General features: G+C 40.7%; 15 protein-coding genes. 6 read left to right on the forward strand and 9 right to left on the reverse strand.

The window, feature by feature from the left end:
- Position 1: 1 nt before the first annotated feature.
- Both AB669_RS10035 and AB669_RS10040 read right to left on the reverse strand, forming a co-directional pair.
- Positions 2-1,762 carry an ABC transporter ATP-binding protein gene (locus AB669_RS10035; RefSeq protein WP_047799178.1) on the reverse strand — a complete coding sequence of 587 codons (1,761 nt, stop codon included), beginning with the start codon at positions 1,760-1,762 and terminating at the stop codon, positions 2-4.
- Positions 1,746-3,482: an ABC transporter ATP-binding protein gene (locus AB669_RS10040; RefSeq protein WP_047799179.1), complete on the reverse strand. Its 1,737-nt coding sequence runs from the start codon at positions 3,480-3,482 to the stop codon at positions 1,746-1,748. Before AB669_RS10040 ends, AB669_RS10035 begins: the two co-directional genes overlap by 17 nt.
- Before the next feature lie 144 nt (positions 3,483-3,626).
- Between AB669_RS10040 and AB669_RS10045 the strand changes: the two genes are divergently transcribed.
- Positions 3,627-4,472, forward strand: coding sequence for a S1 RNA-binding domain-containing protein (locus tag AB669_RS10045; protein ID WP_047799180.1), 846 nt, complete (start codon positions 3,627-3,629; stop codon positions 4,470-4,472).
- A gap of 135 nt (positions 4,473-4,607) precedes the next feature.
- Here AB669_RS10045 and AB669_RS10050 read toward each other — a convergent pair whose 3' ends face one another.
- The 4 genes from AB669_RS10050 to guaB all read right to left on the reverse strand — a co-directional run bounded on the left by AB669_RS10050 (position 4,608) and on the right by guaB (position 10,316).
- Positions 4,608-5,075, reverse strand: a complete 468-nt coding sequence (locus tag AB669_RS10050) for a MaoC family dehydratase (RefSeq protein ID WP_047799181.1) — start codon at positions 5,073-5,075, stop codon at positions 4,608-4,610.
- Between the two features lie 72 nt (positions 5,076-5,147).
- On the reverse strand, positions 5,148-5,741 hold the full coding sequence (locus AB669_RS10055; RefSeq protein ID WP_047799182.1) for a TIGR00730 family Rossman fold protein: 594 nt from the start codon (positions 5,739-5,741) through the stop codon (positions 5,148-5,150).
- Positions 5,742-5,908: 167 nt separating this feature from the next.
- A complete protein-coding gene (locus tag AB669_RS10060; protein WP_047799183.1) occupies positions 5,909-8,488 on the reverse strand; it encodes a TonB-dependent receptor in 2,580 nt (859 codons plus the stop codon).
- Positions 8,489-8,846: 358 nt separating this feature from the next.
- The gene (guaB, locus tag AB669_RS10065; RefSeq protein WP_047799184.1) at positions 8,847-10,316 is read right to left on the reverse strand and encodes an IMP dehydrogenase; all 1,470 of its coding nucleotides are present in this window, start codon (positions 10,314-10,316) and stop codon (positions 8,847-8,849) included.
- A 224-nt stretch (positions 10,317-10,540) separates the two neighbouring features.
- Between guaB and AB669_RS10070 the strand changes: the two genes are divergently transcribed.
- The 3 genes from AB669_RS10070 to AB669_RS10080 are packed head-to-tail and all read left to right on the forward strand — an operon-like array spanning position 10,541 to position 14,735.
- Positions 10,541-12,550: a DUF3857 domain-containing protein gene (locus AB669_RS10070; protein ID WP_047799185.1), complete on the forward strand. Its 2,010-nt coding sequence runs from the start codon at positions 10,541-10,543 to the stop codon at positions 12,548-12,550.
- A complete protein-coding gene (locus AB669_RS10075) occupies positions 12,550-14,442 on the forward strand; it encodes a DUF3857 domain-containing protein (protein ID WP_047799186.1) in 1,893 nt (630 codons plus the stop codon). Before AB669_RS10070 ends, AB669_RS10075 begins: the two co-directional genes overlap by 1 nt.
- Positions 14,443-14,447: 5 nt before the next feature.
- Positions 14,448-14,735 carry a pyrimidine/purine nucleoside phosphorylase gene (locus AB669_RS10080; protein ID WP_047799187.1) on the forward strand — a complete coding sequence of 96 codons (288 nt, stop codon included), beginning with the start codon at positions 14,448-14,450 and terminating at the stop codon, positions 14,733-14,735.
- 56 nt (positions 14,736-14,791) lie between these two features.
- On the opposite strand, the gene AB669_RS10085 is transcribed toward AB669_RS10080, so the two are convergent.
- A complete protein-coding gene (locus tag AB669_RS10085; RefSeq protein ID WP_047799188.1) occupies positions 14,792-16,063 on the reverse strand; it encodes a pitrilysin family protein in 1,272 nt (423 codons plus the stop codon).
- Complete coding sequence (locus AB669_RS10090; protein WP_047799189.1) at positions 16,056-17,300, reverse strand: pitrilysin family protein; 1,245 nt, start codon at positions 17,298-17,300, stop codon at positions 16,056-16,058. Before AB669_RS10090 ends, AB669_RS10085 begins: the two co-directional genes overlap by 8 nt.
- A 130-nt stretch (positions 17,301-17,430) precedes the next feature.
- Between AB669_RS10090 and AB669_RS10095 the strand changes: the two genes are divergently transcribed.
- Positions 17,431-18,555, forward strand: coding sequence for a CofH family radical SAM protein (locus tag AB669_RS10095; RefSeq protein ID WP_047799190.1), 1,125 nt, complete (start codon positions 17,431-17,433; stop codon positions 18,553-18,555).
- Between the two features lie 85 nt (positions 18,556-18,640).
- Here AB669_RS10095 and AB669_RS10100 read toward each other — a convergent pair whose 3' ends face one another.
- A complete protein-coding gene (locus tag AB669_RS10100) occupies positions 18,641-20,296 on the reverse strand; it encodes an FMN-binding glutamate synthase family protein (protein WP_047799191.1) in 1,656 nt (551 codons plus the stop codon).
- A gap of 83 nt (positions 20,297-20,379) precedes the next feature.
- Between AB669_RS10100 and AB669_RS10105 the strand changes: the two genes are divergently transcribed.
- The gene (locus AB669_RS10105) at positions 20,380-21,000 is read left to right on the forward strand and encodes an L-threonylcarbamoyladenylate synthase (protein WP_047799192.1); all 621 of its coding nucleotides are present in this window, start codon (positions 20,380-20,382) and stop codon (positions 20,998-21,000) included.
- Positions 21,001-21,337: the final 337 nt, after the last annotated feature.

Genomic DNA, 21,337 nt, shown 5'->3' on the forward strand with positions numbered 1-21,337 from the left:
TTTAACTTACACGCTTACCCTTAAGTAACATATCGAGTGCATGATCCAGTGTTCCGGCCTTTTGCACCTCACCTTCGTTTACAAAGTAAATCTCGTCGGCATTTTCAATGGTGTTTAAGCGGTGGGCAATAATTACCAGGGTAATTTCCTTTGAAAGTTTATTCAGGATATCGCCCAGCAACTTCTCGGTAATGGTATCGATATTCGCGGTTGCCTCATCCAGAATGAGTAATTCAGGACTTCTAAGCACAGCCCGCATAAAAGCGATCAGCTGTTTTTGCCCTAAACTAATGCCATCCGATCCTGAAACAATATTGGTGTTCAATCCCTCGTCAAAAATCGCCAGGAGCGCACCTAAACTTGCATCCTGTATAATCTTTTCCAGCTCGGCGTCACTTACATCTTTATACTGGCTGTTGCCATGGAGAATATTTTCTTTAACCGTTCCGGTAAACAGAAAGGGCTCCTGTAAAATAAAACCAATTTTCTGTGTCCGTGCTTCGGCACTAAATGTCCTGATGTCTTTCCCATTTAAAAGTACGGTACCCTTCGTCGCATCATATAAACGGGCAATTAAAGATGCTGTAGTTGTTTTACCCCCTCCTGTTGGCCCGATAAGTGCATAGGTTTTCCCTTTGTCAAACCTGAGGTTAACTTGATGCAATATCTCTTTTGAATCATCGTAAGAAAAATGAACATCCCTAAATTCCAGCAACGCATCCGAACTAAGCTGTGGCGTTTCATCCATCTGCTTCAAGTTCGTTTCCAGTAATAAAATTTGTGAAATCCTGTCCCAGCCCGCCATAGCTACCTGAAAACTGGTCCACAGAGCGGCAAGCTGACGCAATGGGTTATAAAAATTGGTACAATAAGAAATGTAACTCACCAGCAACCCTATAGAAAAATAGCCATGTGCGATGAGGTAAATCCCAAACAAGAGCACGATCAATTGTGCTGCACTGGACAAGAGTCCGTATACCGGAACAAAAATATTATTGGCCAAACCAGCACCTATAGCGGTTTTATAATTCTCCTGATTGGCCTCATCGAAACGTTTCCGGAAATAGTCGCGTCGGTTGAAGGCGATAATCACTTTGAAATTATTCAGGCTCTCCTGAATTTCAGCACTTAAACCACCTACACTTTTCAGGTTTTTTGCATTTTTCTTTTTAACCCAGGGTGATAAGGCAACTGTAAACACAATGATTAGTGCTGCAGGCGAAAGTGCTGCTACACCAAGTTCGGTATTAATGGACAATAGAAAAATCCCCGCCCCAAGCATCGTTACAATACTGCCAATAAACTGCATCAACGATTGTGAAAAAAACTGGTTAAGCTTATCCGTATCATTATTAACCCTCGAAATTAAGTCGCCAGCCTTGTTCTGGTTGAAAAAGGAAACCGGTAGTTCCTGTAGTTTATTGAAAATTGCATTGCGTAAAGTGTACAGCATCCGCTGCCCTATTCCACCCATGAGTTTGGTTTGTACATACCCTGTAATCATGGCACATAAATAAATCACCAGCAGGATTCCGCCAAATACAAGCACACCATGAAAATGTTTGGTCCGTATATAAGTATCTATGGTATGACCAACCAACAGTGGACCTACCAAAAGCAAGCTTGAGTTTGCCAGAATAAACACCAGCGCCAGCCAAAGCTTTTTACGCTCAGCCTCAATCAGCTTCAGCAATCTTTTTAGCGCCTGATAAGTAGATTGCTTGTTTTGCCCGGGATTAAGCTGATTAAGATTGTAGTTCATAATTGCTGGTACTCTGTTGTGAATTGTAAATCTGGACGTATTCCGGACTGCTCTTAAGCAACTGCTGATGGGTTCCTGAAGCAATGACCTCACCCTGCATCAGCAGGATTACATTTTCGTAATGTTCAACTGAAGCTATTTTTTGAGTTACCGATAACAAGGTAAGATCAGGATAATTCTTCTGGATATTTTCCAGGATTCGTTTTTCCGTATTGGTATCAACGCGGGCAGTAAAATCGTCCAGTATTAAGATTTTAGGATTGATGGCTAAAGCTCTTGCCAGCATAATCCGTTGCTTCTGCCCCCCTGAAAGACTGTTTCCTCTTTCAGAAATAATGGTATTCAATTTCCCGGGCAAAGCATCGACAAAGTCTTTCAGTTCTGCAGTTTGAATGGCTTTCGCTAACGATTCATCTGTTACCGTATCACTAAAAGCAATATTTTCCCGGATACTCATATTAAATATAATGCTGTCCTGAAAAACAAATCCAACCTGTTTATGGAAACTTTCCTGATTGTACATATTAATTTCTTTCCCATCAAAAAGTATAACACCTGAGTCAGGACTTGTTAAGCCTGTAAGGATGTAAAGCAGTTGTGTTTTCCCTGCAGCCGTGGGGCCGATGATTGCAGTTCTTGAGCCACTCTTAGCACTTAAAGATATATTTTTGAGTATTGGTTTTTGTCCAAGAGATAAAGAAACATCTTCAATATTGATTTCACCCGTCAATTCATTAGTTAACATTCCCGGGTGTGCTACCGGTGGGGCATTTAACACCCCTTCAATTCTCTGGTAAGATGCGGTTGCCTGCGCAATAACATTGCTCATAAAACCAATCACCAGAATTGGGAAAATAATCAGCGACAGGTAACTGTTAAAGGCTGCAAACTCTCCCAGAGTCATCTTATCGGTAATTACGAAATGGCCGCCGAGCACCAGGATGGTTAAGCCTGATAAGTTAGCTACAAATACAATGATTGGAATCAAACTGGCAAACAGACGAAGAATAGAAAGCCCCAGATCACGGGCTTTCCCATTGGGATCGAGAAACTTGTTGTATTCCAGTTGTTGTGAATTAATTACCCGGATTAAAGCCGATCCAAGGATACTCTCGCTGATTACTTTGTTTAACCAATCAATTACCTCCCTGCTTTTAATAAACAATACCCTAACCTTTTTCAAAACATAGTAAAATGCTCCACCAATAACCGGCACTATAGCAATCACACACAAGGCCAGTTTCCAGTTTGTCATAAGCAATAATATACTGGCGCCAACAATCAGGAAAAGGGACGATGCCAGAGAAACAATAGCCTGCGATACAAACATTTTAATTGAATCGGCATCGGACGTGAGATTGGTCAGTAGCTTTGCCGGATTCGCTTTAGTAATATAGGCATGGCTTTGTTTTGAAATCTGATCGGATAGTTTGCTACGCAGATCTTTTGCTACTTTCTCCGAAGCGTAGGTTTGAACGATGCTTTGCAGATAGGTAAAAATGAAAACCAGCACTATGGCCGCAACAAACTGGTAAAGGATTTCATCTACATTGAAGGTTTTGTTTGTATAGGAGTCAATTCCACGGGCAATAATTTTAGGAAGTAATAAATTGATACCGTTGCTTAACAGGGCAAATAAAATCAATAGAAAAATTAAGCCTTTATACGCTGCAAGCAAACTAAAAACACCGGGTTTCTTAGCTTCTTTGGGTTTTGCCATGTTGTAGAATATACTTTGTAAAAATCAAATTTAACCCATTTATCTGAATAGTTTGTGGTTTAGTTTATTTTATAAAAATGCTATTCCAGCTAAACATTGCTAACTTTGCATTAAAACCATTGAAGAAAATGGTTAACCCATAATATGATAGAAATAGGAAAATACAATGAATTAAGAGTTTTAAGCAAAACTGAGGCTGGTTTAAACTTAACAGATGGTGATAAACTGGTCATCTTACCTTACCAGTACGTACCCGCCGGACTGGAAATAGGCGACAATGTCAGCGTTTTCGTTTACATCCAGAAAGATGGCCGTTTAACCGGCACTACTCAGAAAGCTTATGCTGAAGTGGGCGATTTTGCTTTTTTAAAAGTAGTTTCTGATGGTGAGGATGGTGTCTTTATGGATCTGGGGATTGATAAAGATGTTTACGTACCGAGCAGAGAACAGAAAAGGCCGATGCAAAAAGGCTATAAATATGTTGTTTATGTATACCTGGATGAAAATAACGACCGCTTACTCGCATCCTCGAAACTATATGATTTTGTTGAAGAAGAAGACTTCGATTTTGAAGAAGGTGATGAGGTGAGTTTATTAATTACGGAAGAAACAGACTTAGGTTTCAATGCCATCATCAACAATACCTATATCGGATTGCTTTACCATAACGAAGTTTTTGACAATATTCAAATCGGTGAACAACGTAAAGGATGGATCAAAAAGATCCGTGTAGAGGGCAAAATAGATTTGACCTTGCAGCCAAGCGGCTACGGACATATTCTTGATTCTAAAGAGATGATTCTGGCTGCCCTCAAAAAAAGCGGAGGCCTAATCGAACTCGGAGATAAAAGTTCACCAGAAGAGATTTATCACCGTTTTCAGATTAGTAAAAGTGCTTTCAAGAAAACCATTGGCTCGCTTTATAAAGAACGTTTGATTATGCTCTCTGATGATTCGATCAGGTTAATCACAGATGAGGAAGCAGATTAGTTTAAAGTAGCGTTAACCGGGTTGGTTAGCAAATACCGGGACCGGATGACGTAGAGCATATTATAAAGTATCAAGTATCAGGCAACAAATACACTGCATATCGCTTACTTGATACTTTATACTCAGTACCTGATTTTAGGAAATAGTAATAAAGTGATATAAAAATACCACTTCTCCGGTAAAAGCAGGTTTCTTCTGACCCTCTATTTCCATTTCGATACCCATATGTACCTTGGTTACACCACGTAAGTTCACGATTGAAGCAAGCTTCGCTTTTAACCTGATTTTACTGTTCACCAGAACGGGCTGTGCAAATCTTAAGTTTTCGATACCATAATTGATTTCCATTTTAAGGTTTTGAATATCAACAATTTCTTTCCATAAATAAGGAATTAAAGAAAGGGTAAGGTAACCGTGTGCGATGGTTCCACCAAAAGGTCCTTCATTTTTGGCTTTTTCCTCGTCACAATGAATCCATTGATGATCTAAAGTGGCATCTGCAAATTTATTGATCTGCTCCTGGCTTATGGTATGCCATGAAGAGATTCCGAGCTCCTTGCCCAGGTGTTGTTCAAATTCTGCGTGCGATGTAATGATTTGCATTGTGGTTATATTTTATCACCTGCACATGATGCATGGTGGTTTGAAAATTATTTGTTACTAATTGAAGGTTTTTTAGGTTAGATTCCGGTCCCTGAACCATACCTCATCCGGCACTGCCGAAAAGCTATCCATTTTGTTGATTAACTCAACAGCATCTTCTTCATTAAATACGAGGTCGCGGTTAGCCGGTTTTAGAAATTTACTTTGGACCATCATTTCCATCTGCGCAAATAAGGGATCGTAAAAACCATTTACATTTAAAACACCAATGGGCTTATTATGTAGTCCGAGCTGCAACCACGTTAACACTTCAAAAAACTCTTCTAATGTTCCGAACCCACCTGGTAAAATCACAAATCCATCGCTCAAATCGGCCATTTTTTGCTTTCGCTGATGCATATTTTCAGTTACGATCATTTCCGTAACACCTTTATGTCCAACTTCCTTATCAATTAAAAACTGAGGAATCACCCCCGTTACGGTACCGCCGGATGCTAACACGTCGTTAGCCAAAATCCCCATTACTCCAACACTCCCACCGCCGTAAACCAAACTGATGTCTTGTTTCACAAGTGTTTCTGCAAGTTGCTTAATGGCTGAACGCAATTGCTCGTCACCATTAAAATTAGAACCACAGTAAACACAAACTGCTTTAAGCTTATTCATTCAATAAAAATTTACCGAAGTTAATACTTTATCGCATTACTATAAATTTTAATTCTGAACAATACACCGCAAAAATTAACACGGTGTAAATGTCCTGTCAACAAAAAAGCGCCGGATAAACCGACGCCTTTAAACCAAATATAAGAGAAAAAAGATCCCGGCCTTTATTAGAAATTGTATCGGAAAGTAGCGCCATAAGTTCTTGGATCGCCAAGAACGCCTGCGTATAAGCCTGAGTTACCTGCAGCTGCCTGTAACTGCTCATAGTAGGTTCTGTTGCCAATGTTCCGGCTCCAGACAAATACAGAGAATTTATCAGATTTGAATCCCAATCTGCTGTTAAATAAAGCGTAACCCTGAACATTTAAAACACTTGATGGCGTTGGGTTCGAAGAGTATTCTGAACGGTAACTGAAATCACCGGCAATAAAATAACGACCTGGTTTAGTTGCCAGGTTTCCTGGAGTACTTAACTCTGTTCCTCCTGAAATATTCCATTTCGAAATCCCTGGCAAACGGCCGCCTGAAGCATCTTTAAATGCCACCTGTGTAGCCACGCCATTCACAGTTTCGGTGTGCCCGGTTTCTTCCAGCGGAAGTGGTGCATTGGTAAACTTTACATATTTACCGTCAAGATAAGCAACAGCTGCATTTAATGTTAAAAATCTTTCCAGCTGATAAGTTCCGTCAATCTCCAAACCTTTAACATTTACTTTTTCTGCATTAGCCAGATAACCCCTGTTTACGCCTAACTGTGGCGATTGTACGTTGGTTTGATAGTCTTTAATATCGGTATTAAATGCGGTGATATTTAATATAGCACCTTTAAACGGTTTGGTTTTAGCTCCCAGTTCATAATGTTCCACATACTCTGGTTTCACTACTGCCACTGATAAATCTGCCTGGCCGTTTGAAGTAGTTGGTAAACCACCAACGTTTACACCAACCGGTTTGTATGCTGTAGAAAATGTTCCGAAAACATTTAAACTGTGTGTCGGACGATAGGATACGGTAAAGTTTCCTGAAAGATTTTTATTGTCGGTACTGGTTACAAATTGCTGGTTGCTATATACTGCTGCTTTTAAAGCCAGTAGTGCTGCATCAGTTGTTTGCAAACCGCCATAAGTTACACGATTGTAGTCAACATCTTTTTTATCATAGGTAAACCTCAATCCGGGAAGCACGTGTAAGTGCTCCAGTACTTCCCAATCAACCTGACCAAAAATAGCCGTACTTAAAGATTTAATCACTGAATTGGTTTTTATGCCAAATCCGTCTAATAATCCTGGAGTAGAGTAAAGTGCTTGCGAACCGGTATTACTGGTTTGGACAAATCTCCACTGGTCTTTACCTACCTCTTCAGTTTGGTCCAAACCTTTCAGATTCTGGCTGAGGGCATATACTCCGATTACTCCGCTTAGCTTTTCGGTAATGTTACCGGCATACCTGATTTCCTGTGAATATTGGTCGTGGCGGGAGTTACCTTGCGATTTGGTCAATGCTGCCAATTCAGAAAAGTCACGGTCATTTGTCGGATCCCAGTTCCAGAATCTCCATGCTGTTGTTGAGGTTAATGTTCCGTTTCCGATTTTATAATCCACGTTCAATGAAATTCCCCCAATGGACTGGTTATGCCTCCATGCAGTGTTAGTATTAATTTCCCTTGCCGCAGGATCTACTTTTGGCTGCTGATATCCAAGATCAGAAACTATTCTCGCATACTGACGGTACGCACTTCTTTCTGTTGTAGTCACCCCGGCAATTACAAGTGGATAACCTGCAGGATGCTGAACACTTACATCACCGCTCAATAAAATTTTAAGCTTATCTGATGGGGTGTAGTACAGCTGACCTTTAAAGCCCAGGTTGTTCTGACCGCTGTATAGTCTTTCTTCCCTCGTGTTCCAGATCGTACCATCACGTTGGGTTCCTGAAATGGAAATTTTCGCTGCAAGATTTTTTGCAACACCACCTGATACCGAGGTTTTGGCCTGAATAAAATTGTAATTACCTACACTTACCTCAACTTTTGCAGTAGGTGTTTGCGTAGGTTTCGTTGTGGTGATGTTAAATGCACCAGCCGTTGTATTTTTTCCAAACAGCGTACCCTGAGGGCCACGCAGTACTTCAATTTGCTCAATATCAAGAAAATCGGTTGAAGTTGCTGCCGGACGGGCATGGTATACACCATCTACATAAAATCCAACTCCCGGATCAATACCATCATTGGTTAATCCAAAGGTAGAACCAAGGCCCCTGATGTTCAGGGTAGTGTTTCTGGCATTGGAAGCATATAGTTGTACCGATGGAACCAGCTCCTTCAACCGGTTAACGTTAAAGGCTCCTGAATTCTCAGCAGCCTGACCCCCTATTACCGTAATGGGGATAGGCACATCCTGCAACACCTCCGAACGTCTGCGGGAGGTTACCACAATTTCATCGAGTTGCGTATCTTCCAGAAGAACCAGTTCAATTGGTGTTTCCTGAAACTTCAAAACCTGAAAATCCTGTGCCTTATAACCAACAGAGCTAATCTGGATATAAAATGGTGGCTGCTGTTTTGCATCAATGGTAAAAGCACCATTGGCATCTGCACTTGTGGTAATATTTGTACCCCTGATTTTCACCGTTGCATTCGGGATGGTAATGCCATTGGCAGCTTTAATGATTCCCTTAATGGGCGTTTGTGCCGCAGCAATCCCTGCCGACAGTAAAAATATTAGAAGCGTTAGTATGTTTTTATTCATGATTGTTAAAATATGTTCGGTTTAGATATTTAATTATTGGCCCGTTCGTAAACGGATGTTAAGCACGCCTGAGCAGCAACAACAACGATTTGCAGGGAAGTAAATGTATTGGTTCATATTGGTTTAGATAAACTCTATGGATTTAGTCGACAAATATATTAAAAAAACACAATTGCCAAATTTTATTTTGCAAATATTTAATCAACAGGCATGGTAAGATGTTAATGGAAGCCAGGGATAGCGGACACTGGCGGGTAAATGGTGATCAAAAAAAAACGGAGACATCATCATGACGCTCCGTTCTTTATAACTATGATTATCCCGCTAAAGGACAATGAAACACTTTTTATGCTTTAAACTACCTCGTATAGTTTGGAGCCTCTTTAGTGATGGTAATATCGTGTGGGTGACTTTCACGCATCCCTGCAGCCGTAATCTGAACAAACTGAGCTTCTTGTAAAGCGTCAATACTTGCAGCACCACAGTAGCCCATACTGGCACGTAAACCACCGATATATTGATACATTACTTCTGCCAGCGTTCCTTTGAAAGGCACGCGTCCAACAATTCCTTCCGGTACCAATTTTTTAATATCGTCTTCCACATCCTGGAAATACCGGTCTTTAGAACCTTGCTCCATGGCTTCGATTGATCCCATTCCGCGATATGACTTAAATTTACGTCCCTCGTAGATGATCGTTTCACCTGGCGATTCCTCTACCCCTGCGAATAACGAGCCGGCCATAACCGTACTTGCTCCGGAGGCAATAGCCTTTGCAATATCACCCGTATGCTTGATACCACCATCGGCAATAACCGGAACACCAGTACCTTTTAATGCTTTAGCACATTCGTAAACAGCATACAATTGTGGAACCCCAACACCTGCAATAATTCTGGTGGTACAAATTGAACCCGGTCCGATACCTACCTTAACGGCATCAGCACCCGCTTCTGCTAAAAATCTGGCAGCAGCGCCGGTTGCAATGTTTCCAACAATAACCTGCAGGTCTGGATATTTTCCTTTAACTTCTTTTAATTTATCTACTACCCCTTTCGAATGACCGTGAGCGGTATCGATCGTAATGACATCTACACCTGCAGCTACCAGAGCGTCTACACGCTGTAAGGTATCAGCAGTTACACCAACCGCAGCGCCTACACGAAGGCGGCCACGTTCATCTTTGCAGGCAACGGGGTAATTTTTAACTTTTGAAATATCTTTGAAGGTAATTAAGCCGCTTAAATACCCGTCTTTACTCACTACCGGAAGTTTCTCGATTTTGTAATTCTGAAGAATCTCCTCAGCCTGCACAAGATTCGTTCCTTCTGGGGCAGTGATCAGGTTCTCTTTTGTCATTACCTCTGCAATTGGTCTCGACATATTTTTTTGAAAACGTAAATCACGGTTGGTAATAATCCCCACCAGCTTATTGTCGCTGCTTACCACCGGAATACCACCAATTTTATGTTCTTTCATAATTTTGAAAGCATCGGCAACTACGGCAGATTCAAGTAAAGTAACCGGATCCTGAATCATTCCACTTTCTGAGCGTTTTACTTTTCTAACTTCATCCGCCTGTCTGTCAATCGTCATGTTTTTGTGTAACATACCAATTCCGCCATTTTGTGCAATAGCGATAGCCAGTTCAGCTTCAGTTACCGTATCCATAGCTGCAGAAATCAATGGAACATTTAACTTGATTTTTTTTGTTAAAAAAGTGGATGTATTTACGTCGCGGGGCAGAATTTCAGAATATGCCGGTACCAGAAGTACGTCGTCATATGTTAAACCTGTAGCAATAAATTTTGTGGAGTCGAGTTGCATAGCAAATAAATTACGATTTATTATTTGCCAGGCAAAGATACGAAAAAACCAGGAAAATCAAAGTGTGGCAGTAAATATGGATAAATATTAGCGTCGGCTGACAATTCTGAATTATTCCTTATGGATTTACTACAAAACCGGAATCTAACCGAATAAAATGTCAAAACGCTATAAATCCTTAATAATGTTTTCTATAATTGTACTAACCATTCAAACTAATTAAAATGCAGAAAACCGCTCTCAAAGTTCTGATTCTACTGCTATGCGCCGGAATCAGTTACAGTAGCTTTGCGCAAACCGCAGCGCCAGTAAAACGCGAATTTAAATTCGGAAAATTATTACCTTCCGAATTCGATACCAAATCCACGGGAATAGATTCCGCAGCATCAGCCATCAAGTTGTTCGACGTTGGCGATTGTTATTTTGAATTGAGCTCTTCATCCGGCCAGTTTGTTTATGTATTTGAGCGCCATGTACGCTACAAAATCCTGAATAAAAACGGCTACGACCTCGCTAATTTTAACATTAACCTTTACAAAAGCAGCAGCTCAGCTAAAGAAGACTTAAGCTACATGGATGCCGCAACCTACAACATGGTCGACGGAAAAATGGTGACAAGTAAGCTGAATAAAGACGCAAAATTCACAGAAGCCTTCGATAAAAACCACGTGATCAAAAAGTTTACGCTTCCAAATGTAAAAGAAGGCTCGGTTATAGAATTTAAATACCGCATCAAATCCGATTTTATTTTTACACTCAGAGGATGGAAATTTCAGTCTGATGTACCTACCCTGTATACCGAATACAATGTACGGATACCTGAATATTTTAGTTATAAGCATAACTTCAGTGGTTACTATATGGTCGATCACCCGGTGCACCAAACTATTAATGCTAGTTATGCAGCCGGAGTATCATCCAATTCCACACTTGATAAATACAGCCTGAGCAATGTACCAGCGCTGAAAGACGAGCCTTATGTAACTACGATGGATGATTATATTCCCAAAGTCGAGTTCGAACTGAATGCCACAAATTTCCCTGGCCAGATGTATAAAGACTACACAGGTTCATGGTCAAAAATCATCACCGAGCTTGGTACCGACGAAAACTTTGGTGGCTATATTGACAAAAACTCCTATGCCAAATCGGTTCTCCCAGGTATACTTAAAGGTGAAAAAGATACCGTCGCCATGGTGAAACTAATTACCAATTATGTCAAATCAAACCTCAAATGGAATAAGGATTATTCAAAATACTCCACTGTAACCAACCCAAAATTAATATTCGAAAAGAAAACAGGAAACTCTGCCGACATTAACCTGGCACTTTTTAACCTTTTAAAAGAAGCAAAAATAGAAGCATATCCCGTACTGGTTAGTACCAGGGAAAATGGCGCACACCCAGGTTACCCGATCATCACTGCATTTGATAATGTAATTGCCGTAGCACAAATAAACAACAAACTTTGCTTTCTCGATGCAACAGATACCGACCTTCCGGTAGGCATGATCGATTATGAGAACCTTAATCATAAAGGATTTTACATAGATCTGGAGAAAAAGGGCGGTAATTGGCTGTCAACTGAGCCGGAAGCATCAAGCGAGAAGACATTTGCATATAGCTTCACACTTGATAAAGAAAACAAATTATCGGGCAAGATCAATCAGTATTCTAAGGGCTATTCGGCGCTTAGCCTCCGTAACCGATACCGCAAAACCAACAATCAGGAGGAATTTGTAAAGAATTTTAAAAAGGATAAAACAGGTTTGGAAATTACCAAATATGAAATCTTAAACCTTGATAATCTGGACGAACTGCTCACCGAATCAATGGATGTGGTAATTGAAGACAATGTTGAGGAAGCAGGCAACCTGGTTTATTTCAGTCCTTTGCTTTTCGAAAGGACCAAAGAAAACCTATTCAAGCATGAGGAACGAAAATTCCCGGTAGATTTTGCCTACCCTTTTAAAGAAAATTACAGAATCACATTGAACTTTCCTGAAGAGTACGAAGTAGAGAAACTGCCAAAAGGTGGCATTTACAAGCTGGCCGATAATAAGGGAACTTTTACAATTACCTATATCGCAGAAGGGAAAAGCCTAATGGTAAAAAGTGTCATCAACATGAACAAATCCCTATATAGCTCAGAAGATTATTTCGACCTGAAAGAACTGTTCAAGGCTATTGTAGAAAAACAAGCAGAGCAAATCGTATTCAAAAAGAAAGTATAATGAAAAAGATCATCAGCACTTTACTCGGCATTGCCTGCTTTAACGCAGTGTTGGCACAGGATTACGATGCAGCTAAAATCCCAGAAGAACTTAAGAAAGATGCCATTGCGGTAATCAGGAACGAGGAACAGTTTTTCGACATTAAAAGCTTGTCGTCAGGTCAGTATGATTATAAAGTTGCCATTACCATATTAACCAAAGCTGGAGATCAGTGGGCCGAAATGGATGAAGTATATGATAAGTTCTCAGAAATTTCGAATGTAAGAGCAACACTTTATGATGGCAATGGTAAGAAAGTTAAGGATTATAAATCTTCAGATATCAAAGATCAGAGCCTGCTTTCTGATTTTTCAATTTTTGAAGACAACCGAATCAAGAAACTCAAATTTGTTAGTTTGACTTACCCATACACCATTGAGTATAGCTATACGCAAAATTTTAAAGGGCTGCTCTATTTTCCGTCATGGCGTGACTTAAAAGGCTTTAACGTCTCCGTAGAAAGATCGGCTTACACCCTGCAAAAGAACAAAGGTTATGCGCTTCGTTACCTTACCGGATCGAATACCAAAACCGACTCAGCAACGGTGGGCGATAAGGTGCTGTATAAATGGAAAAGCGTGAATGTTCCGGCAATAACCAGCGAACCTTTAAGTACCGGTATTGATAACATTTGCCAATGGGTAAAAGCCTCGCCCGATCAGTTTGAATACGATGGATCGAGTGGTAACTTTAACAACTGGAAAAGCTTTGGCGCCTGGATTTACGGGCTGAATACAGGCGGTAATAAACTTCCTGAAGCTACCCGCGGAATGGTTCAAAACCTCATCAAAGATGCTAAAACACAACAGGAAAAAGTTAGGATTTTGTACAATCACCTGCAACAGAATACCCGCTATGTGAGTGTACAGCTGGGTATTGGGGGTTTCAGGCCGATTGTAGCTGAAAAAGTAGCTCAGGTGAATTACGGTGATTGTAAAGCACTTTCCAACTACATGAAAGCCATGCTGAATGAAGCAGGTATCGCGTCTAACCTGATCATGATCGGCAACGATATGCCAAGTTTAAACAAAAACTACTCCAGCATGGGGCAAGCCAACCACATGATTTTATGCATTCCTTCAGCTAAAGATACCACTTTCCTGGAGTGCACCAGCCAGTATAACCCAATGGGATTTATTGGCTACAGCAACGCAGACAGAAACGTGCTGATGATTACTGATGATGGCGGAAAAATTGTTCATACACCAATCTACACAGAAAAGGACAATTATCAGATCAGAAAGACCAAAATCAACCTTCAGGAAGACGGCTCTGCCATGCTCGAACTCAAATCAACTTATGGCAATGCCCAGTTTGAAGATAATTTCAGCTATACATTGATGGAGCCTGTAGAACTGAGGAAAAGACTTATTGAAAACAGTCCTGTTCCGGTGGCTGAGCTCGTTAGCTTCAGATATCTTCAACCTGATAAAAACCTGCCCGTACTTAATGAAGAAATGAGCATGAAAACCAATTCGCTAATTACCAGAGGTGGAGACAAAATGTTTCTGGTATTGAATCAGATCAATAGGAAAGAAAGTATACCGTTGAAAGTAGAAAACAGGAAAACGCCTTTTGCTGTACCTTTCAGCTACAATGATGAAGATGAAATTACCTATACCCTGCCTGCAGGTTATAAAGTAGAATTTATGCCTAAAGATATTGTAATCACCTCAGAATTCGGAACATATACGGCTAAATTCCTGACAAAAGATAATACGATCGTTTACACCCGCACACAAACCATGAGCGATAAGAAATACCCGGCTGAGAAGTACAATGAATATGTAGACTTCAATAAAAAAATATACCAGGCCGATAAACAAAAAGCAGTATTAGCTAAAGCACTATAAAGAATATGAGCAATATTAAAGAAAATCAATATTTCGACGGTAACGTGAAATCATTGGGATATGAATCTGCGGAAGGCAGATCTACAGTAGGCGTGATTAACCCGGGCGAATATGAATTTGGAACTGCACAAAAGGAAATGATGCACGTCATTGAAGGTGAGTTGACAGCACTTCTTCCGGAAAGCAACGATTGGAAAACTTTCAATGCAGGAACTCGTTTCGAAGTTCCTGCAAATTCATCCTTCAAAGTAAAAGCAACTACGCCAACGGCATATTTATGCCAGTATAGATAACTACTGTTTTTCAGCTAGTTTGCCTGATCTCCCGGCAAACTAGCTGATAAGCAAATCTATTTCTTTCCGATTACAACTTCGACAAAATCTTCAGTTGTAAGGTATTTATTGGCCAGTGCTTTGATTTCTTCGGCAGTAATGTTTTTTACAATTTGAATGTACCTGCTGTAATAATCGTAATCTAAGCCTGCAAAGTAGATATTTTTAAACTTATCTGCATGTGAAAACACATTTTCAAGACTCCCCAGCATTGAACCAAGCATATAATTTTTCACCAGATTAAGCTCTTCCTCCCCTACTAGTTCATTTTTCAGCAGGTCTATTTCCTTATAGATTTCAGTCAAAGCAGCTGCGCAAACATCTGCACCAACTTCAGTTGCGATAAACAGATAGCCGGCATCGCTCAAAGATGAAATCCCGGATCCGATACCATAGGTGTAACCCTTATCTTCACGAATGTTGTTCATCAGCCTGGATCCGAAATAGCCACCCAGAACCGTGTTCACAATCTGTAATCCCGGAAAATCTTCATGCTTGCGGTTAATGGCAATTTTTCCCATTCTAATGGCCGATTGTAATGCTTCCGGTCGTTCTCTGTAAACAAACTGTTTTTCAGAACTGGTAAAGCTAAAACTGTTTTTAACCGCAGTGCTCGGTGCCCAGTTGCTTCCAAACTCAGCATTTAAAAGTTTAAAACTTTCCGGTTCAAACTTTCCTGATACGATAATCGTACAGTTATTTGGCGCATAAGCTTCCTTGAAATAGTCAACCAGATCATCCCGTTTCAAAGCATCATAATCCCTGGCCTGAATGTCTACACCATAAGCGGTATCGCCAAACAAGGCATGTGCAAACTCTTTTCGCGACAAAACATCATTCTTTTTTAAATTCACCTGAAGCTTTTGTTTCTGGTTCTGAATATAAATGTCCAGTTCATGCTGGGGAAACTGACTTTCAGAAATAACTTGTTTAACAATTGGCAATACAGATGCCAGGTGTTTATTCAGGGTATATAGGGTTACGCTGGATTGATCCTGAAAATATTCAGTCTGGAAAAAAGCGCCATAAAAATCGATTTTCTCTGCGATCTCCTTAGAGGTTAATTTTTTAGTGCCGTTGTTAAGCATGGCGCTAACCGCAATAGCCTGCAGTGGCTTATCAATACTCCAGTTTACATTGTTAAAAATGAATTCAATCCTGACTAAATCCTGCTCTCCGGAATATACTGTAAAAACAGGGACGCCATTATCCAGCTGTTGTTTCTCAGGATGAATGAAATTTATAGTTGAAACCTGTTTAAAGTCAGGCGCTTGTTGTCGGTTAAGCATGCTCTTCTGTTAAATAGTACAAGGTTGATGATGAATTTTGATCAAAAGTATCCTTAGAAATTCTTTTGATGTCTTCTGCGGTAACTTGCAGAAAAGCCTCTGTTTCCTGGTTTAACAAGCTGGCATCACCAAGCAGTTCGTAATAGGCAAGGTTCATAGCTTTATCCAGCAAACCCATTTCAGAAAACACCAGAACTGATTCTACCTTATTTTTAACTTTAGTAAGTTCATTATCCGATACCAATTCTGATTTTAGTTTATCAAGTTCGGCCCAGATTGCCTTTTCTGCCGCCTCAACAGCTACACCTTCTACCAGTTTGCCTTCCACAATAAACAGTCCGGCATCCAGGCTGCTCGAAATATACGCATTGATATCACTGAACAGTTGTTGCTCTTTTAATAAACTCGTGTACAAACGTGACGATTGTCCGCGTGATAAAATATCCGACAGGAGGTCGAAAGCGTAGTAATCCTTGCTTAAACGCTCTGGCATTTTAAAAGCAATGTAAATGGCATTCAGCGGAACATTTGCCCTTACCGTTTCTGTTCTGGCTTCAGTCTGCACATCTTCCTGAATCAGGTTGCGCACATACTGGTTGCCTGCCGGGATAGGCTCAAACCACTTCTCCGCAAGCTTTTTAACATCCTCCGTTTTCACATTTCCCCCTACAACCAGAATAGCATTCTGTGGGGTGTAATGCTTTTTAAAGAATGCCTTTACATCTTCCATTGTTGCATTTTCAATATGCGATAGCTCCTTCCCGATAGTAGCCCAGCGATAAGCATGTTTTTTATAGGCCAATGGTCTCAATTTCAACCAAACATCTCCATAAGGCTGGTTGAGGTAACGCTGTTTAAATTCTTCGGAAACTACATTCCGTTGCGTTTCTAAACTTTTCTCCGAGAAGGCCAGACTTAACATCCTGTCGCTCTCCAGCCAGAATGCCGTTTCAATGTTCTCCGCAGGAAGGGTGATGTAATAATTGGTGATATCATTGCTGGTAAAAGCATTGTTCTCACCACCTACTCTTTGCAAAGGTTCGTCGTAATTTGGAATATTCACCGAACCACCAAACATCAGGTGCTCAAATAAATGTGCAAATCCGGTTTTTTCCGGATCCTCATCCCTCGCACCAACATCATATAAAATATTTAAAACTGCCATGGGCGTAGTGGCATCTTCATGCACTAAAACCTTTAATCCATTGGTGAGTGTAAAACGATTAAAATCTACCATATTATTTTTTAGAACCGTAAAGATATTATTTTAAGGCAAAACGAAACAGCTAAATGTGGCTAACCGTTTTTTTTACAAACCGCCAACCATACACCTTCCGCCTTCAAGCCCTTTTAACTATCTTTGTACCATGAATACAGCCGATTTACTACAGCGGGCACTACATTTTGAATTCCTGAGCCTTGAAGAAGGTGTACATTTATACCACCATGCCGACACAGCCTCTCTGATGTTCGTAGCTAACGAACTTAGAAAAATACAGGTTCCAGGCGGTAAAGTAACCTGGCAAATCGACCGGAATGTAAACACGACCAATGTTTGCATTGCAAACTGTAAATTCTGTAATTTTTTTCGCCGCCCGGGTCACGATGAAAGTTATATTACCGACATCGAAACCTATAAAGTGAAAATTGAAGAGACTTTTCGCTTGGGCGGTGATCAGTTATTATTGCAGGGCGGCCATCACCCCGATTTGGGCCTGGCATTTTATGCCGACTTGTTTAAAAAACTGAAAGAACTTTATCCCGATTTAAAACTTCATGCTTTAGGCCCTCCGGAAATTGCACACGTGGCTAAACTGGAAGGCATCAGTCATACCGAAGTGCTAAAAGTTTTAAAAGAAGCTGGCATGGATTCTTTACCAGGCGCCGGTGCCGAAATATTAAACGACCGTGTAAGGAGGTTAATTTCTAAAGGAAAATGTGGTGGTCAGGAATGGCTCGATGTAATGCGGGCTTGTCATCAGTTAGACATCACTACATCTGCTACCATGATGTTCGGCCATGTCGAAACCATTGAAGAACGCTTCGAACATTTAGTTTGGATCCGTCAGGTGCAAAGTGAAAAGCCTGCTGATGCTAATGGCTTCCTTGCCTTTATTCCATGGCCTTTCCAGGACGATGGCACATTATTGAAGAGATTACGTGGCATCAGCAATACGGTTACAGCCGATGAATATATCCGTATGATTGCGCTGAGCAGAATCATGCTTCCAAACATTAAAAACATACAGGCAAGCTGGCTAACTGTTGGTAAAACGACCGCGCAACTATGCTTACATGCCGGTGCCAACGATTTCGGTTCCATTATGATTGAAGAAAACGTGGTATCTGCAGCCGGAGCCCCACACCGCTTCACAGCAAACGGTATCCAGCAGTCCATAAAGGCCGCCGGCTTCCAACCACAGTTACGCGGACAGAAATACAATTACCGCGATTTACCGGAACATCTGGAAGAACAGGTTATTACTTACTAAGATATCTACATACAACAAGGCCCCTGAATTTAGCAATTCAGGGGCCTTATGATTTTCTAACAGCTCAACTCTAGTGTCTGAAATCTCAATTCTCACTCATCGTATCCCCATAAGGATTTGCGTGTGAATAATCAACAGCAGAAACCTTGTAATCCGTTGGCGCAAAGCTTTTTGAGCTACTTAAGGCCATACCTAACTCGAAACGAGTCGGATAAGGCGTTTGCAGTAAACTTCCTGCAGGAATATAAGGATAGGTTTCCAGATAGCTTTGCATCACACTCGAACTTACTCTTCTGTTGATATAAGCCCTGCTGAGCTGATGTGGCTCGCGCAATCCTGCAGCACCCAGCAATTCAACAGCACTGGCTACAGTTAAATTATGGAAGTTTTTAACCCTTACCTTTTTATCTTCTACCACAAGTCCCTTCATTAAACTCTGGTCTTGCGTGGCAACTCCTGTTGGGCAGGTATTGCTGTTGCATTCCAGGGCCTGAATACACCCCAGGGCAAACATCATTCCTCTTGCTGCATTACACATATCCGCACCTAAGGCAATATTTTTAACCAGGTCAAAACCCGTAGCCACTTTTCCTGAAGCAATAATTTTGATGTGTTTTTTAAGGTCAAAGCCATTTAAAACATCATAAACAAAAACAACTCCCTCACGTAAAGGCATACCCACAGAGTTTGAGAATTCCTGCGGTGCTGCACCTGTTCCGCCTTCCCCTCCGTCTACAGTAATAAAATCAGGATAAATTCCGGTTTCAATCATTGCTTTACATATTGCATAGAACTCGCTTTTACGGCCAATGCATAATTTAAAGCCAACAGGTTTTCCTCCGGATAAATCACGCAGGCGCTTTACAAATTCCAAAAGTCCGATAGGTGTGCTAAACGCAGAGTGTGCAGGCGGGGATAATACGTCTTTTCCTTCCGGCACCAAACGAATCCTGGCAACTTCGGCCGTAACTTTTTTGGCTGGCAACATACCTCCGTGGCCCGGTTTTGCACCCTGCGAAAGCTTAATCTCAATCATTTTTACCTGATCTGAGTGTGCACGTTCCGAGTAAGCTTCGTAGTTAAATGTACCATCATCATTCCTGCAACCAAAATACCCTGTACCAATTTGCCAGATTAAGTCGCCAGCTGGCTGACGATGATAATCACTGATACCACCCTCTCCCGTGTTATGGGCAAAATTGCCCAGTTTAGCTCCACCGTTTAAGGCTAAAATGGCGTTCTGACTTAACGAACCGAAACTCATGGCCGAAATATTATAAATGCTGGCAGAATAAGGTTGCTTACAATCTGGTCCTCCAACAATCACCCTCGGATCGGAGTTTAACTCATGGTGCGAAATCGCAGCGATGCTGTGACTCAACCACTCATAGTTGTTTTCATAAACGTTTAATTGCGTTCCGAAAGGAATCGTATCATTATCCGTTTTTGCCCGCTGATAAATCAGCGACCTGTTCAAACGGTTATAAGGCGTACCGTTTGTATCGCTTTCTACAAAATACTGGTATACTTTCGGGCGCAGTTCTTCCATAAAATAACGCAAACGGCCAAATACCGGATAGTTGCGCACAATACTATGCTTAGGCTGGTATAAATCATAGATTCCAAGGATCACGAAAGGACCTGTGAAGATGAATGTCCACCATAAAAAAGGATGGTATAAGCCCAGCATAATGGTAAGGGCGATTAGAAATGCGGCAATCGCGACGAAAGCTTTTCTCATAATGACAGATTAGCGTATGTTTTGTTAATACAAAGATTAGGATTATTAAACAACCAACACCATTAAATTGTTATTTTTACGCTATGCTTATTAAAATCTATCCGGAAAATCCAAATGAAAGGGCCATTGAACAGGTGGTAGACGTATTGAAAAAAGGTGGAATCATTATCTATCCTACCGATACCGTTTACGGTTTAGGTTGCGACATCACTAATCCCAAAGCCATTGAAAAGATTGCCCGCATCCGGGGAATTAAGCCGGAAAAAGCAAATTTCTCATTCATCTGCCATGATTTGAAACACATATCAGATTTTATTAAGCCTATCGACAACACCACATTCAGAGTACTAAAAAAAGCTTTACCAGGCCCCTTCACGTTCATTTTTAATGCAAATAATAACGTACCGAAGTTACTCAGCTCAAATAAGAAAACGGTTGGTATACGTGTTCCCGACAACAATATAGCGCGATGCATTGTAAAGGAACTGGGCAATCCAATCCTATCTACCTCCATTAAAGATGATGATGAATTGATCGAATATTCTACAGATCCGGAATTGATTCATGAAAAATATGAGAACCTGGTGGATTTGGTAATTGACGGAGGGTACGGCGACAATGAAGCCTCTACGGTGATAGATTGTACTACCGGAGAATTCGAAGTGATTCGTGAAGGAAAAGGAAATATTGAAGATTTTCTGTAATCCAGTCAGCTGTATTAGGATAAGTTATCAACACCATAAGGAAACACCAATAAAATAGCTAAATTTAGTCTTGAAAACAAGCATCATTGCCAAACTAACTGAAAATACCTATCATTAATACAATGTTAATACCCATTTAACAATCAAGACCTATTTTCACATCCTAATCATTCCCTATGGTAAAAAATAAGATCTAAAACCTAATCCAATACCGAAACATTTGCAGTATTAAGGCAAATTTATTTCAATATTTTTAAGATTTTATTCGGTGCTAAATGGAATGAAATCTGAATCGTCTAATAGTCACTTTAACACGCTTAATGGTAAAACTTTACTC

Origin of the sequence: Pedobacter sp. BMA, from assembly GCF_001027745.1 — a bacterium.
Classification (GTDB): domain Bacteria; phylum Bacteroidota; class Bacteroidia; order Sphingobacteriales; family Sphingobacteriaceae; genus Pedobacter.